At 57.7% G+C, this 15,590-nt stretch carries 16 protein-coding genes; 8 read left to right on the forward strand and 8 right to left on the reverse strand.

Annotated features, from left to right (window positions below):
- Positions 1 to 144: 144 nt before the first annotated feature.
- From AC13D2_RS20490 to mutM, 6 genes are all read right to left on the reverse strand, one after another.
- The gene (locus AC13D2_RS20490) at positions 145 to 1,677 is read right to left on the reverse strand and encodes a phosphoenolpyruvate carboxykinase (protein ID WP_286811036.1); all 1,533 of its coding nucleotides are present in this window, start codon (positions 1,675 to 1,677) and stop codon (positions 145 to 147) included.
- 175 nt (positions 1,678 to 1,852) lie between these two features.
- Positions 1,853 to 2,707, reverse strand: a complete 855-nt coding sequence (gene hslO, locus AC13D2_RS20495) for an Hsp33 family molecular chaperone HslO (RefSeq protein ID WP_286811037.1) — start codon at positions 2,705 to 2,707, stop codon at positions 1,853 to 1,855.
- Positions 2,708 to 2,768: 61 nt separating this feature from the next.
- A complete protein-coding gene (gene hslR, locus AC13D2_RS20500; protein WP_007154261.1) occupies positions 2,769 to 3,176 on the reverse strand; it encodes a ribosome-associated heat shock protein Hsp15 in 408 nt (135 codons plus the stop codon).
- 41 nt (positions 3,177 to 3,217) lie between these two features.
- On the reverse strand, positions 3,218 to 3,907 hold the full coding sequence (gene yrfG / locus AC13D2_RS20505; RefSeq protein WP_036211304.1) for a GMP/IMP nucleotidase: 690 nt from the start codon (positions 3,905 to 3,907) through the stop codon (positions 3,218 to 3,220).
- Between the two features lie 77 nt (positions 3,908 to 3,984).
- Positions 3,985 to 4,317 carry a hypothetical protein gene (locus tag AC13D2_RS20510; protein WP_286811038.1) on the reverse strand — a complete coding sequence of 111 codons (333 nt, stop codon included), beginning with the start codon at positions 4,315 to 4,317 and terminating at the stop codon, positions 3,985 to 3,987.
- Between the two features lie 189 nt (positions 4,318 to 4,506).
- Positions 4,507 to 5,331 (reverse strand): bifunctional DNA-formamidopyrimidine glycosylase/DNA-(apurinic or apyrimidinic site) lyase, encoded by an 825-nt coding sequence (gene mutM, locus AC13D2_RS20515; protein ID WP_292049973.1) that lies wholly within the window; start codon positions 5,329 to 5,331, stop codon positions 4,507 to 4,509.
- A gap of 157 nt (positions 5,332 to 5,488) precedes the next feature.
- Between mutM and AC13D2_RS20520 the strand changes: the two genes are divergently transcribed.
- On the forward strand, positions 5,489 to 6,667 hold the full coding sequence (locus AC13D2_RS20520) for a DesA family fatty acid desaturase (RefSeq protein WP_041333040.1): 1,179 nt from the start codon (positions 5,489 to 5,491) through the stop codon (positions 6,665 to 6,667).
- A 153-nt stretch (positions 6,668 to 6,820) separates the two neighbouring features.
- Here AC13D2_RS20520 and rsmD read toward each other — a convergent pair whose 3' ends face one another.
- On the reverse strand, positions 6,821 to 7,426 hold the full coding sequence (rsmD, locus tag AC13D2_RS20525) for a 16S rRNA (guanine(966)-N(2))-methyltransferase RsmD (RefSeq protein ID WP_292049974.1): 606 nt from the start codon (positions 7,424 to 7,426) through the stop codon (positions 6,821 to 6,823).
- Positions 7,427 to 7,591: 165 nt separating this feature from the next.
- Between rsmD and ftsY the strand changes: the two genes are divergently transcribed.
- The 7 genes from ftsY to AC13D2_RS20560 all read left to right on the forward strand — a co-directional run bounded on the left by ftsY (position 7,592) and on the right by AC13D2_RS20560 (position 15,145).
- Positions 7,592 to 8,812 (forward strand): signal recognition particle-docking protein FtsY, encoded by a 1,221-nt coding sequence (gene ftsY, locus AC13D2_RS20530; protein ID WP_292049996.1) that lies wholly within the window; start codon positions 7,592 to 7,594, stop codon positions 8,810 to 8,812.
- Positions 8,813 to 8,818: 6 nt separating this feature from the next.
- Entirely contained in the window at positions 8,819 to 9,502 is a 684-nt protein-coding gene (gene ftsE, locus AC13D2_RS20535) for a cell division ATP-binding protein FtsE (protein ID WP_292049975.1), read from the forward strand.
- Positions 9,495 to 10,493, forward strand: coding sequence for a permease-like cell division protein FtsX (gene ftsX / locus AC13D2_RS20540; protein WP_482939096.1), 999 nt, complete (start codon positions 9,495 to 9,497; stop codon positions 10,491 to 10,493). Before ftsE ends, ftsX begins: the two co-directional genes overlap by 8 nt.
- A gap of 196 nt (positions 10,494 to 10,689) precedes the next feature.
- On the forward strand, positions 10,690 to 11,559 hold the full coding sequence (gene rpoH / locus AC13D2_RS20545; RefSeq protein ID WP_317307567.1) for an RNA polymerase sigma factor RpoH: 870 nt from the start codon (positions 10,690 to 10,692) through the stop codon (positions 11,557 to 11,559).
- Positions 11,560 to 11,797: 238 nt separating this feature from the next.
- Positions 11,798 to 12,712: an NAD(P)-dependent oxidoreductase gene (locus tag AC13D2_RS20550; RefSeq protein ID WP_482939097.1), complete on the forward strand. Its 915-nt coding sequence runs from the start codon at positions 11,798 to 11,800 to the stop codon at positions 12,710 to 12,712.
- A 290-nt stretch (positions 12,713 to 13,002) separates the two neighbouring features.
- Entirely contained in the window at positions 13,003 to 13,683 is a 681-nt protein-coding gene (locus tag AC13D2_RS20555; protein ID WP_292049979.1) for a winged helix-turn-helix domain-containing protein, read from the forward strand.
- Positions 13,670 to 15,145, forward strand: a complete 1,476-nt coding sequence (locus AC13D2_RS20560; RefSeq protein WP_482939098.1) for a sensor histidine kinase — start codon at positions 13,670 to 13,672, stop codon at positions 15,143 to 15,145. The genes AC13D2_RS20555 and AC13D2_RS20560 overlap by 14 nt, the downstream gene beginning before the upstream one ends.
- Here the strand turns inward: AC13D2_RS20560 and AC13D2_RS20565 are convergent, their stop codons facing one another.
- On the reverse strand, positions 15,146 to 15,400 hold the full coding sequence (locus tag AC13D2_RS20565; protein WP_300493962.1) for a hypothetical protein: 255 nt from the start codon (positions 15,398 to 15,400) through the stop codon (positions 15,146 to 15,148).
- Between the last annotated feature and the right edge of the window lie 190 nt (positions 15,401 to 15,590).

The following is a 15,590-nucleotide window of genomic DNA, read 5'->3' on the forward strand; positions in this document are numbered from 1 at the left end:
GTCACTGGCGCAACGCCGAGCACGGTTTTCCCACCCCTGAGAGAGGGGTTGAGTTTTCGTAGCTGTCGTACGTGACGGGCCTACTCAGATACAAAAAAAGCGCCGTACTCAAAGAGCAGGGCGCTTTCTTCAGCAGAGGCGGGCTTACACTTTTGGCCCGGCCTCCACAATGGCGTCGGAAACATCAAACTTCTTGAAGTTTTCCACGAACTGGCCAATCAGTTCGGCGGCCTTGGCGTCGTAGTCTTCCTTGCTGGCCCAGGTGTTGCGCGGGTTTAGCAGGTTGTTGTCCACGCCCGGTACGTCAACTGGCACGTCCACGTTCAGGGTGGGCAGGTGCTCGGTTTCGGCATCGTCCAGGTCGCCATTCTGGATGGCGGCGATGATGCCACGTGTGGTGGGGATGCTGAAGCGTTCGCCCACGCCGTAAGGACCGCCGGTCCAGCCAGTGTTCACCAGGAAGACCTTGCTGCCAAATTCGTCCATGCGCTTCATCAGCAGCTCGGCGTAGACGCCGGCCGGGCGCGGGAAGAAAGGTGCGCCAAAGCAGGTGGAAAAGGTGGCTTTCAGCTTGGAAGAGGAGCCCATTTCCGTGGAGCCCACCAACGCAGTGTAGCCACTGAGGAAGTGGTAGGCCGCGGCTTCCTTGCTGAGGATGGACACGGGCGGCAGTACGCCGGTCATGTCGCAGGTCAGGAAAACGATGTGTGACGGCTCGCCGGCGCGGTTCTCAATGACTCGCTTCTCAACATGCTCCAGCGGGTAGGCGCAGCGGGAGTTTTCGGTGAGGGAGACGTCGGTATAGTCCGGTTCGCGGGTTTCCGGGTCGATAGTGACGTTCTCAACGATGGCACCGAAGCGGATGGCGTCCCAGATGATGGGTTCGTTTTTCTGGCTCAGGTCGATGCACTTGGCGTAGCAGCCGCCTTCAATGTTGAAGACGGTGCCTGGGCCCCAGCCGTGCTCGTCGTCGCCGATCAGAAAGCGATCGGGGTCGGCGGAGAGGGTGGTCTTGCCGGTGCCGGAGAGGCCAAAGAACAGGCAGGTTTCGCCGTCTTCGCCGACGTTGGCGGAGCAGTGCATGGGCAGCACGTCTTTTTCCGGCAGCAGGAAGTTCTGTACGGAGAACATCGCCTTTTTCATTTCGCCGGCGTAGTGCATGCCTGCCAGCAGTACCTTGCGCTTGGCAAAGTTGATGATCACGCAGCCGTTGCTGTTGGTGCCGTCGCGCTCGGGCACGCACTCGAAATTGGCGGCGTTGAGGATCTGCCACTCCTGCTTGTCGGCCGGGTTGAAGCTATCCGGGCGAATGAACAGATTCTGGCCGAACAGGTTTTGCCAGGCGGTTTCGGTGGTCATGCGTACCGGCAGGTAGTGTTCCGGGTCGGAGCCGACGTGTACCTGGCTTACAAAGCTGTCTTTCTCGGCGATGTAGGCTTCAACGCGATCCCAGAGGGCATCAAACTTGTCCGCGTCGAACGGGCGGTTGATGGGGCCCCAATGGATATCGTCAGAGGTGCTGGGCTCTTCGACGATGTAGCGGTCTTTCGGGGACCGGCCTGTACGTTCACCGGTTTTGACCACCAGGGAACCATTTGCGGCCAGTTGGCCCTCGCGTCTTTCCAGTGCCTGCTCAACCAGTTGTGCTGCACTCAGATCATTATAAGTGTTACTCACTTCGACCTCGCCCTCGGGATGTGATCGTGATTGCTCGGGCCGTCCCCCCTAAAAATTGACGGAAATCTGAGCAATCGGGTCAATTCAGGCGCGCTATTATGCCAGAGACGCCGGTAAAAAACGACTGCCCCGGAAGCCGCTCTACGACTGGCTTCCGGGCCATTCAGCCGGGTGTTCAGTGTAACGTATGGCCGGTGAAAAGGTGATCAATATCGTTTCTATCGAAGCGATAGTGTTGATGACAGAACTGGCAGTCCATTTCGATGGAGCCCTGCTCGTCGAGGATACTGTAGCACTCCTCCTTGCCGATGGATTCCAGGGCGCCCAGGGTTCGCTCCCGCGAACAGCTGCAGCGGAAGGCGACCGGTTCGGCATCGAACAGGCGAACCGTCTCTTCGTGGAACAGGCGATGGAGCACGGTTTCGCTGTCGAGGGTCAATAGCTCCTCGGCTTCGACGGTGCTGGCCAGGTGGTTAAGGCGATCCCACAGGTCGGAATCCTTTTCTGTGTTGCCGGGCAGTTTCTGCAGCATCAGGCCGGCGCTGCAGTTTTCATCGGCAAACAGGAAGAAGCTGGTGGGGATCTGCTCGGAGCGTTCGAAGTATTCTTCCAGGCAGCCGGCCAGATTTTCCTCTTCCCGGGGCACCACGCCCTGGTAGCGTTGGCCTTTGTCCGGGGAGATGGTGATCGCCATGCGGCCTTCGCCCAGCAGCGCATTGAGGGAGTCCTCGGTCACGGCGTGTTCGTCGTAACGGGCCAGGCCGCGGATGAAACGGTCATGGCTGCACTCGGCCATCAGCGTGCGCAACGGGCCGTCGCCCTGGGCTTGCAGGGACAGGGTGCCTTCGAACTTGAGCGTACTGCTCATCAGTACGCTGGCCACCAGGGATTCCCCCAGCATGCGCCGCACGGAGGCGGGGTAGGGGGCCTGGTTGCCTATTTCGCTGTAGCTGTCGTTCAGCTTCACCCAGGCTCCCCGGACCTGGCTGTCTTCAAAAATAAATCGCTGGAACTGGTCCCGGGATGCCATTGGTATTTCTCCTGAGCGTTAAAGTCGGAAACGGTGATCATTGGGGCGGAAAACAGGAATGCTAGAGCCCGTTCTGTTCCCGGAAGCGCTGTATGTCCCGTCGGTCTTTCTTGGAAGGCCGTCGGGCCGGGGGTAGCTGCGCCGCCTGCATGGTTTTGCGCTGCCACGAGAGTTCTTCCCGGCGTTTCACGCTGTCGTCGGTTTCGTGATAAAGCTTCTGGGCTTCGGGAGCGCCCCGGCGCCGGTCACTGAGGTCGTCCACTACCACAATGCGTTCCTGCCAGCCCAGCCGCAGGGTAACTTTGGCGCCTGGCTCCACTAGTTTTCCGGGTTTGGTTCGCTGGCTGTTGTAGTGAACCTTGCCCCCTTCGATGGCCTGCTTGGCGAGGTTGCGGGTTTTGTAGAAACGTGCTGCCCACAGCCATTTGTCGAGTCTTACGCGGGTGTCGTCAGTGGTGGTTGCCGTCATTTCTCCTCACCTGATGAGCGTATACGCATAGTATAGCTGGCTCACTGGCCGGATGGCAGGGGTTGGCGCTGACGCAGTGCCGGCAGTATTTCATCAAAATGATGGATCGAGGGGATATCAGGGTGCCGGTCGCGGGCGGGTTGCCTGCTGTCTGGTGCCAGAATGGCAAGACATTGGGCGATGCCGGCGGTGCGGGCGCTTTCCAGGACCGGGAAGCTGTCGTCCACCATTAATGTGGCGGCAGCCTGATAGGCTTCAAGGCCGGCGAGGTCCTGCCAGAAGGCGGGATCTTCCTTGGGTTTGCCCAGTTGGTGGCTAGAGATGATGTTGTCCACCCGGCTGTCCAGGCCGGTTCGCTGAAGTTTCAGGCTGAGGGGGTCGGGATGGCAGTTAGTGACAATCACCGAGCGCAGGCCGGTATCACGGACAGCGTCGAGAAAATCCGTCACATGCGGGCGGTAGCCAATGCGTTCTCCCACTTCGGCCTTGAGTCCGGTGATGTCCATATCCAGCCGGTCGCTCCAGTAGTCGGTGCAGTACCAGTTCAGGGAACCACGCTCGGCCATGATCATCGGGATGATGGTGTCGCGGGCTTCTTCCGGGCTGAGGTTGTTGTATTCGGCGTAACGCCTGGGCAGGTGCTCAAGCCAGAAATGGTTGTCGAAATGCAGGTCGAGCAGTGTTCCGTCCATATCCAGGAACACCGTCTCAAGGGAGTGCCAGTTCACCATAAACAAAAACAGCCTGAAGTTGGTTAAACGTCAGGCTGCCGAAGAATGCACAAATTGGCAAGGCGGGTTTTTACGGATCAGTTACTGCTTTGTTCAATGGGCTGTTGTTTCCTGCCGGTGCGAGTACAACCGAGGCAGCGAACAAAGGTGGCTTTGGCCGGGCCAACAACCAGAACCTCGCCGGCTTCCGCTGCGTTACCGCCCAGTGCGGAGAACGGCAGGGACACAAGGTAAACCACGCTTCCCACGATGGTGGTGGCAAACAGGGCCGGGCGAACAAACAGCGCATCACCTGTCATTGCCAGCGCTGTAGGCTCTTCGTCAATGGCTTGGGCGTGGCCGACGGAGGAAAAAGCCAGCAGGCAAACCGCTACGGCTGTAATAACGATGTGGGAAATCTTACCGGTCATTTCTTGTTTCTCCTGAGCTTACCTTAGCTTGTCGGCATTCTGATCTGGCCGATGGTCGCCCTGCCTTTAATGGCTGACGATACATATACCGCACATTGTATCTTACGATTATGGATACTCTGTTAACTATGAATCATATTTGCGTATTTTCAAACGGTTTTTCTGTTTCATTAGTTGTCTGGCCACCGTTCAGCGCTGGCATTTTCCGCAGTAAACCGTCGAGCGCTGGTTCATTCGGATTTCCTTCAGCGGATGGCCGCATTCGCGGCAGAACTCACCATTACGGCCATACACCAGCAGCGACTGGGCAAAATAGCCCGGTTTGCCGTCGCTGTTCACAAAGTCCCGCAGGGTGGTTCCACCCATGAGAATAGCGGCGCTGAGGGTTTCGCGAATGGCTTCCACCAGGCGGTTGTAGCGGTCCAGGCTGATGCGGCCAGCGGCGCGACGGGGGTGGATGCCGGCCTTGAACAGGGCTTCGTTTGCATAGATATTTCCCACGCCCACCACCACATGGTTGTCCATGATGAAGGATTTTACCGGAGTCTTCTTGCCACGCGAGAGTCGATAGAGCAGGCGCCCATTGAATTCCGGTGCCAGGGGTTCCGGTCCCAGGCTGGCGATCAGTGGATGCTGGTCCGGTGTTTCGGACCAGAGCCAGCAACCAAAACGGCGGGGGTCGTTGAAGCGCAGGCGGATGCCGTCGTCGAGTGTCAGTTCCACGTGGTCATGAAGTAGGGGTTCGCTCTGATCGGTGATCACCCGCAGGCTGCCGGACATGCCCAGGTGTACGATCAATGTTCCGGCAACGTTGGCCGAACTTACGCCAATCAGCAGGTATTTGGCCCGGCGGTCCACGGTGTGGATGACCGAGCCTTCGATCAGTTCCGCAAGATTGCCTGGCACGGGCCAGCGCAGGCGGCCGTCGCGCACGGTTACCTGAGTGATGGTCCGATTTTCACAATGGGGGGCGATGCCGCGTCGGGTGGTTTCTACTTCGGGCAATTCGGGCAATGGGATATACTCCAGCGGCACGGGCGGTAACGGATAAGTGTAATCGGTAACAAATTCGCATCCAAATGCGGTTGTTCGGGCTAACAACTGTACGCTAAAGTGGCTCAATACGGTTGTCGGGCAGTGCCGGACCCGGATTTCGAACGAGGAAAACTCTATGTGGTACAACGGTCTTCTGGACCTTTCGGTGATGCAGCTGATTCTGGTTGCGCTGGGGCTTACCCACATCACGATTATCAGCGTTACCCTTTACCTGCATCGTCATTCTGCCCACAACTCGCTGGATCTTCATCCGGTGCTGGCGCATTTTTTCCGCTTCTGGCTGTGGCTGACCACGGCCCAGAACACCAAGCAGTGGACGGCGATTCACCGTAAACATCACGCCAAGTGCGAAACCGAGGAAGACCCTCACAGCCCGGTGGTCCTGGGTATTCGTAAGGTGCTGCTTGAAGGTGCCGAACTGTACGACGAAGCCGGTACGCCAGAAACCCTGGAGCGTTATGGCCAGCGCACCCCGGAAGACTGGGTCGAGAACAACGTGTATAGCCGCTACAAACTGCTGGGCATTCAACTGATGGCGGTGATTGATCTGCTGCTGTTCGGTGTTCACGGTATCTGGATCTGGGCGGTGCAGATGATGTGGATTCCGGTCTGGGCGGCCGGCGTGGTCAACGGTATTGGGCACTTTATGGGTTATCGCAATTTCGAGTGCAGTGACAATGCTCGCAATATTTCGCCTTGGGGCATCCTGATTGGTGGCGAAGAGCTGCACAATAATCACCACACTTATCCCAATTCCTCCAAGCTGTCTCGCCGTTGGTACGAGGTGGATATTGGTTGGGGTTACATCCGCCTGTTCCAGTTCTTTCGGCTGGCGAATCCCAAGGGCTTCAAGCCGATCGCGCATTATGTGCCTGGTAAGCAGGAAGTGGATGTGGAGACGGTTCAGGCCATTACCAACAGCCGATTCGATATTATGCGTCAGTATCGTAAGCGGGTGATGGAGCCGGTATTGCGTCAGCAGAAGGCGGTGATGGATGAGGAGATCCGTCCGCGTTATCGCAGCCTGAAGCGTTTGCTGTCCCGTGAGGTGACGTTGATCAAGCCGAAAGAGAAGGAGCACTTGGAAATTGCTCTGGAGAGCAATGCGGTGCTGCGGCAGATTTATGAGAAGAGTAACGAGTTACAGGAGCTTTGGCGTCGCCGTGGTTTGAAGCCGCAGGAGAAGTTGCATGCGCTGATGGAATGGTGCCGGGAGGCGGAGGCCAGCGGTATCCGCTACCTGGAAGACTTTGCGGCGCACTTGCGGGCTTATTCTCTGAGACCTTCGCCCTAGTAGCCTGCTTTTTCTGGTGGGCTGGTCTCTGGGTGGAGGAGCCTTTTCTTCTGGGAAAAGAACTCGCTTTGCTCAGACACCTTTTCCCGGCAGAAAAGGCTCCCCCACCCAGAGACCGATTTGACCTTGGTGAAATCTCCCCGCGTGGTTTCCTCAATTGGTTGCTTCTGACTCCTTCACTCGGAACAAACAGTAGGTCACTTGGCCTGCTGTTTTTTGTCTGTGCAGGGTCCAGTTGGATGGCGCTGGGGGTGTGGGCGTGTCGCTTTCATGTTCTGCGTAGATCCAGCCGCCGGGTTTTACCCAACCATTGTCCGCAATCATCGGGAACAGTTTTTCCAGCCAGCCCTGCCTGAAGGGTGGGTCCATGAACAGGATGTCGACGGGTTTGGCCGGTGGCTGGGCCAGGTAGGTTTCGATGTTCTGGCAGGCCACTTCTCCTTGTTCCGATTTCAATAAACGCAAATTACCGCGCAGGGCTTGTGCGAGTGCCGGGGTATGGTCGACGAAGATGGTTGTGGCTGCACCGCGGGAGAGAGCTTCAAGACCCAGGGCGCCGGAGCCGGCGAAGAGGTCGAGGCAGCGGCTGCCGGCGAGGTGGTGCGTTAACCAGTTGAAAAGGGTTTCGCGGGTACGTGCTGGAGTTGGGCGTACGCCGCCGGCGTCGGGGAATCGCAGTTTGCGGCTGCGCCAGTCGCCGCCGATGATGCGGAGTTCGCCGCCGTTGCTGGCTGGCCTGGGTTTCTGGGTGCGCGCCATGGGGATAAGGCCTCTCGAGCGTGGTTTGGTACGCCTGCCGGTGCAGGTTGCGCCATGTTACGAAGGTTTATGGGGCGAGTCACCTGCGGCCATCACTTAGGCCGGTCAGTCTGCTAGAATACCGCCTTTCTTGTATCCCGCGAATCGACGACCAATGGTATGACTATGACGGCAGAGTGGATTGCTATCGGCCTTCTGGCCCTTCTTGTCCTTGTGTTTGTTCTGGATGTGGCGGCAAACCGTCAGCGTGTACCCCGGCCTAAGCCGGTGCCCCAGAAGAAGCCGGAGGCTACGGAAGGTGCTACCCCGAAATCCATGTCGGAGGAGAAGGCGGAGCCTAAATCCAGGCCCGATAGCGCGCCGGTTGCGGAAGCACCTGAGAAGCCTGTTGTTGAGGAAGCACCCGCTGAAACCCCGACAACGCCGGAGCCTGAACCAGAGCCGGAAGCGCCTCAGGTCAGTGTTTTCGAGCGTATCCGCAAGGGCTTGGGTAAAACCCGTGCCAATCTGACCGGCGGATTTGCGGATCTGTTTTCGATCGGCAAGAAAGTGGACGAGGATCTGCTCGAGGAAATCGAGACCACGTTGCTGATGGCGGATGTGGGCGTGACTGCCACGTCGGAAATCATTGAGTCGCTGACCGGTAAACTGGAGCGCAACCAGCTCAAGGACGGCGAGGCCCTGCGCAAGGCACTGAGGGACGAGCTCCATGGCCTGCTGGCGGATGTGACAAAGCCCCTGGAAATTGATGCGGGCAAGAAGCCCTACGTCATCCTGATGGTAGGTGTGAACGGTGTTGGTAAAACCACCACGATTGGCAAGCTTACCAAGCTCTTTCAGCGGGACGGCAAGTCGGTGATGCTGGCGGCGGGGGATACCTTCCGTGCCGCGGCGGTTGAGCAGTTGCAGGTGTGGGGCGAGCGTAACAACGTTCCCGTCGTGGCCCAGCATACCGGCGCCGACAGCGCATCCGTCATCTTTGATGCTGTTCAGTCCGCGCAATCCCGTGGCGTGGACGTGGTGATTGCGGACACCGCCGGTCGTCTTCAGAACAAAGACAACCTGATGAGTGAACTGGAGAAGGTTGTTCGGGTCATGAAGAAACTGGATGAGTCCGCGCCCCACGAAGTCATGCTGGTTCTGGACGCCGGCACTGGCCAGAATGCTCTGAGTCAGGCCCAGGTGTTCCAGCAGGCAGTGGGGGTCAGTGGCATTACCCTGACCAAGCTGGACGGCACGGCCAAGGGTGGTATTGTGTTCGCCATCGCCCGGCAGTTGCAGCTACCCATCCGTTACATTGGTGTGGGGGAGCAGGTGGATGATCTGCGCAGCTTCGATGCCCGCACCTTTGTGGATGCGCTGTTTGATGAAAGCCCGGATAAGTAACCTTCAATGATCGAGTTCCGCCAGGTCACCAAACGTTATGACAGCGACCATACCGCGTTGCGTCAGGTCAATTTCGGCCTGGAGCGTGGTGAGTTGGCGTTTCTTACTGGGCATTCCGGCGCTGGCAAGAGTACGCTGCTGAAGCTGATTATGGTGATGGAGCGCCCCAGTGCCGGCGAGGTGATCGTGGGCGGGCAGGTGCTCAATACCCTGCCGCGTCGCCAGGTACCCTATATCCGCCGCCACATAGGTGTGGTGTTCCAGAATCACCAGTTATTGTTTGATCGCACCGTGTTCGACAACGTCGCCATGCCTTTGGAGGTGATGGGTACCCCGGCCCGGGATATCGGTCGCCGCGTACGGGCAGCTCTCGACAAGGTAGGGCTGTTGAGCAAGGAAAAAATGAACCCGTTACAGCTATCTGGCGGAGAGCAGCAGCGGGTCGGTATTGCCCGTGCCGTGGTAAACAAGCCTCCCGTGCTGCTGGCGGACGAGCCCACCGGTAACCTGGACCCGGAATTGTCAGCCGATATCATGCGGTTGTTTGCGGAATTCAGTCAGGTGGGGGTCACGGTGTTGATTGCTACCCACGACATTGCACTGATTAACGATCTTGGCCGCCGTACGTTGACTCTCGATCATGGTCGGCTGGTGACAGGTGTTGGCGTGAAGGGGGGGCTTCATGGCTAACGATCCCCGACGGCAACCTGCCAGGGGCGCTAAAAGTGCCCGTTCACCCTGGCGCCAGCAGGCCGAAAGTTACCTGAACCATCACCGCAAGGTGGCCCGGGACAGCGCGCAGCGTCTTTGGCATTCACCAGTGGCCAGTATGATGACCTGGATGGTGATGGGCGTGGCGCTGGCGCTGCCAGTGGCGCTCATGTTGTTGCTGGCCAGCCTGGAAGGCGTCAGTGCCGGCTGGGAAAGCTCGGCAAGGGTGACGGCCTATCTGAGTGACTCCGTTTCTATTGAAGATGCCCGGTCATTGACAGCCGAGGTGGCTGATGACAGCCGGGTGGCGGAAGTCGAACTGATCGACCGTGAGACTGCGCTGGAAGAGTTCCGCGCTTCTTCCGGCCTTGAAGATGCCCTTGATTACCTGGACGGAAATCCGCTTCCCCATACTTTGCTGGTCACACCCAGTGAAGGTTCCCGCACCGCTGATGGCGTGGAAATGCTGCTGAAGGTAATTGAAGGGCTGGATGGCGTTGAGCGTGTACAGGTGGACCTCGGCTGGTTACAACGTCTGAACGCCATGACCGACCTGTTGGGCCGTGCCGTCTGGGCGCTGGCCCTGTTGCTGGCAGCCGCCGTGGTACTGGTGATTGGCAATACCGTGCGCCTTGCGATTGAGAATCGCCGCGACGAAATTCTGGTGGCAAAGTTGGTGGGCGGCACCGACGCTTTCGTGCGCCGGCCGTTCCTCTATACCGGGGCCTGGTTTGGCCTGGGAGGTGGGGTTGTGGCCTTTATCCTGCTCCAGGTGTCGCTCTGGTGGCTCAGTGGCCCGGTGGAGCGGTTGGCCGGGTTGTACCGCAGTGAGTTTTCGCTGAGCGGGCTGAGCGTCGATGGCGCGCTGGCGTTGATAATTGCAGCCATGCTGTTAGGCTGGTTGGGCGCTTGGGTTGCCGTCAAGCGCCATCTGGATGACATTGAGCCGGGAGAAATTGCCGGCGGGTGATCCGCTGGTCTCGGAAATGCCGTATTGAAGTCATTGCTGGTTCCGGCGTAGTTTGAGTATAGAATTCGAGAGCAGCCAGATTTTCAGCTTGTTGATTTGAAACGGTTTGGGTGAAAATTTGGGTCATTTGCAGAATGCTTGGCGGGCTGATTTAGAGTTGCTATATTTATCGGTCGTCATGTTCGGAGGATAAGACATGGGTACGAGTTTACAGATCATCGACAGACTGGTTCCGGGCGCCAACCTTGAGTCTTATATCCAGGCGGCCAGCCGCATTCCGGTGTTGTCTGTCGAGGAAGAGCGCAAGCTCGCCGAACGACTGCATTACGACGGTGATGTGGAAGCTGCGCGTGAGTTGGTTCTTTCGCATCTGCGCTTCGTGATCCACATTGCCCGCAGCTACGCGGGTTATGGGCTGTCCCAGTCGGATTTGATCCAGGAAGGCAACGTAGGCCTGATGAAGGCGGTCAAGCGTTTCAATCCGGAATATGGTGTGCGTCTGGTATCCTTCGCAGTTCACTGGATCAAGGCCGAGATTCACGAGTTTATCCTGCGCAACTGGCGCATCGTGAAAGTGGCGACTACCAAGGCGCAGCGTAAGTTGTTCTTTAACCTGCGCAGCCAGAAGAAGCGTCTGGCGTGGTTGAGTCATGATGAGGTCAATGCCGTGGCCAGTGACCTTGGGGTTGAGCCCAAGGTTGTGCGGGAGATGGAAGGCCGTCTTGCCTCCCATGATACGGCGTTCGACGGCCCCCAGGACGATGACGACGACAATGCCTATCAGGCGCCGGCGTATTATCTGGAGGACAAACGCAGCAATCCGGCCACGCAGCTGGAGCAATCAGACTGGACGGACGATTCCAATGGTCGTCTGATGGCGGCGCTGGGGCAGTTGGATGAGCGTAGCCAGGATATCCTTCGTGAGCGCTGGTTGTCAGATAGCAAGTCGACGCTGCATGAGCTGGCTGACCGATACGGCGTTTCCGCTGAGCGTATTCGTCAGTTGGAGAAGAACGCCATGAAGAAGATCCGTCTGCATATGACGACGGAAGAAGAGGCTGCTTAACTCCTGGTTAATCCGGGGTTTGTCAGAACGCCACCACCCTTTGCGGGGTTGGTGGCGTTTTTGTTTGTATAATCCTTAAAACAAACACAAACCTTGGGGTGGTCGCGAGTGGGCAGGCTCTTCCAAAACACGCTGTGAATACGTCCGTGTACGCTCGGCTCCGCCATCCATGGCTCCGCACGGTTTTGGAAGAGCCTGCCCACTCGCTTCTCCAGCTTCGGAGTAAGGATAAGAACAAATGACTGAAAATCGGTTTCATATAGCCTTCCTTGGTGTTGGCCTCATGGGTGCGCCCATGGTTCGGAATTTGTTGGATGCGGGTTATCCAATGACGTTGTGGAATCGGACGGGGAGTAAGTGCGAGCCTTTTGCCGATGAAGCTATCATTGCCGGTACACCGGAAGACGCGGTTCGAGATGCCGACATCGTCATCACCATGCTGGAGAACGGCGATGTAGTGGAAGACGTGATGGTGGCGCAAGGGGGTATCGCGGCGCTCAAGGCCGGGGCGGTCTATATTGATATGAGTTCGGTTCAGCCGTCGCTGGCGCGACGCCATGCGGCCTTGGCGCAGGAGCAGGGGGTCGGGTATGTGGATGCACCTGTGTCCGGCGGTACTGTCGGCGCTGAGCAGGCAACGCTGAGTATTATGGCAGGTGGCGCCGACGCGGACGTTGAGCGGGTGCGGCCGGTTTTTGAGGCTCTGGGGAAATGTACGCCCATTGGTCCGGTAGGGGCGGGGCAACTGGCGAAGCTGGCCAATCAGGCGATTGTGGGGATTACCATTGGTGCGGTGTCTGAGGCGTTGTTGCTGGCGGCGAAGGGTGGGGCTGATCCTGCCGCTGTTCGGGAGGCGCTGATGGGCGGTTTTGCGGGGAGTCGGATTCTGGAGTTGCACGGGCAGCGGATGATTGACCGAGACTTTTCACCCGGTGCACCGGCGCGGATTCAGTTAAAGGACCTGCGGATGATTCTGGATGAGGCCCGTTCCGAGGGGCTGACTCTGCCGCTGTCGCAGCAGGTGCATAATGAGTATCAGAGCCTGATCGCCAACGGGCACAGCGATGTGGATCACAGTGGTTTGCTGCTGGAATTGGAGCATCTCAATGGGGCATTGCTAGGCTCTTCGTCGGCCATCAAACGCAAAAGGTAGACTCGCAGCGAACCCCTGCATGCTGTATTACCGAGGTGGAATGCATGAGCAGGGCGTGGGCGAGATTAACTTTCGGAATGTTTTCGCAGTGATTGACCGTCTGGGCTATGGTGGTTGGGTGAGCATGGAATGTCGCCTTGCGGGCGATACGATGTTGAGACTAGGCTGGTTCCGGGGAATGCCGTGACCGTCGCCATTGGCGACACCCTCTTACAAGATCGTAACTGGCCGGCAACCGATGTTCTTCGTACCCTAGCTGTTAATGTAATCCGCTATCGGGAGGATAACCGGTGAAAGCACTGGTAATTGAAGACGATCAGGACGTGGCAAACTACCTTGTTAAAGGGCTGAGAGAGTCTGATTTTGTCGTGGATCACGCGGCGGATGGCAAGGAAGGCATGATGATGGCCGCCAGCGAAGACTACGACATTATGATTGTGGATCGCATGCTGCCCGGCATGGACGGTCTGTCAATCATCAAAACGGTACGTGCCACGGGTAATCAGGTACCTGTGTTGATTCTCAGTGCCCTGGGTGATGTCGACGACCGTGTGGAAGGCCTTCGAGGCGGGGGAGACGACTACCTGACCAAACCCTTTTCTTTCACCGAACTGTTGGCCCGCATAGAATCTCTGGCTCGCCGCAACCGTCAGTCTGCAGAAACCGAGACGGTGTTGAGGGTGGCGGATCTGGAAATGGATCTGCTCGCCAGAACCGTCAAGCGGGCCGGGCATAATATCGACGTACAGCCCCGGGAGTTCCGTCTGCTGGAATATCTCATGCGCAATGCCGGGCAGGTGGTTACTCGCACCATGTTGCTCGAAAAAGTATGGGACTATCATTTCGACCCCCAGACCAACGTGATTGACGTGCATATCAGCCGTCTGAGAGCGAAGATCGACAAGGAGTTCGAGACCCCTTTACTGCAGACCATTCGGGGTGCAGGGTACATGTTGCGTGAAACTGCTTAGCCAGCTCAGAACTTCATCGTTCCAGTTAGCCCTGTTGTACATGGTGGTGTTCGCCACCTCGGTTTTCCTGTTGCTTGCGTTTATCTACTGGCGCACAGCAGGGTTTATGACTGCGCAGACCGATGAGACCATCGAGGCTGAAATTGCCGGCCTCGCTGAGCAATACCGTGGCAGCGGTATCAATGGCCTTATTTCCATCATACGCGAGCGTGTTGCCCGCGACCCCAATGCCAAGTCCATCTATCTGTTGACGACAGATGACTTCGTCAAGCTTGCCGGTAACGTTGAAAACTGGCCCAAGGGCTCTCGCTCCGACAGCGGCTGGATCAATTTCACCCTGAATCCGTCAGTGGGCTGGACTGGCCCGGAGCGCCTCGCACGGGCGCGCATTTTTGAAGTGCAGGGCGGTCTGCGCCTTTTGGTGGGCCGCGACGTGGACGAGCTCACCAACCTGAAGCGGGTGATCGAAACCGCCATTAACTGGGGGATGGGCATTACCCTGGCACTGGCGCTGCTGGGCGGCTTTCTGATGAGTCGAAGTACCACCCGCCGCATTGAAGTTATCAATAACACTTCCCGGCGCATCATGAACGGCCATCTGTCACTACGCATACCAACTCGAGGAACCGACGACGACTTCGACCAGTTGGCAGAAAACCTGAACCAGATGCTGGACCGGATTGTGTACCTGATGGAAGGTATCCGGCACGTATCCGACAGCATTGCCCACGATTTAAGAACCCCGCTGACTCGACTGCGCAATCAACTGGAAAATACCCTCATGTCAGTGGACAACGATGAGGCCCGTGATCAGGCCGGCAAGGCCGTGGCAGAGGCAGACCAGTTGTTGGCCACCTTTAACGCGCTGCTTCGGATTGCTCGTTTGGAAACCCGTGGCAATACAGCGGACATGCAGCAGGTGCCCCTCGGGGAACTGGTCAGCGATGCGTGTGAGCTGTATGAAGCGTTGGCGGAAGACAAGGAACAGCAGTTCCAGCAGTCGCTGGACGATCATGTGGTGATCGAGGGCGATCGGGATCTTCTGTTCCAGATGGTCAGTAACCTGATTGATAACGCTATCAAGTACACTCCGGAGGAGGGCCAGATTCGAGTGAACGTACGCAAGGAAAGCGGCGACGCGATTTTCGAGGTCGGGGATAGCGGTATCGGTATTCCCGATGACGAGAAAGACCAGGTGTTCCAGCGCTTCTATCGGGTTGGCAAGAGCCGGTCACTACCTGGCAACGGCCTTGGGCTTAGTCTTGTCAGTGCGGTGGCGGAGATCCACCAGGGCGTTATCTCCCTGAGTGATCATCACCCTGGGGAAGACTATCCGGGGCTGATGGTCACCATTCGATTGCCGGCTTACTCGCCGAACCGGAAACGTCTGAAAGACACTCAGGCCATGCCCGCTACAGAAGCCGGAGAGCAGAGCTCCCCGGGCGAACTCAGGGGCGTTTGATCAGTTGCTGGATGCGCCGCGGAGCTGATTCACGCGGCTTATTACTGGCTTCAGCAGCGTGTCTACCTGTGAGCGGCGACGATCAAATTTGGCCTGGATGCTGTCCCACTCACCTTCCAGGTGTTTCTGTTCCAGCATGATAAACGCCGCCAGGTTATGACGGTTCAGCTTGCCGGTGATGCCGTATTGGTCCAGCCGATAGCCAATGCTGTCGAGACCATTGAGTGCGGTGTTGATGAGTTTTTTGGTGTTCATTCTGGTATCCCGTGCTTGGACGTTAAATCGGAAATTCAGTTAGTTTAACGCTAACGCCTGCGTCTAGAGTGCGCAACCTAATCTGGCTCTGACCAAAACGTAATTTGGCCGCCACCACCGTGTAACCTGTTTTGTGGAAAATAGGAGCTGTAGCTAAGGAAGCCGGCGGAAACTCCGCTTGCTTCTCCCT

The sequence above is a fragment of the Marinobacter sp. B-12 genome (assembly GCF_056857915.1).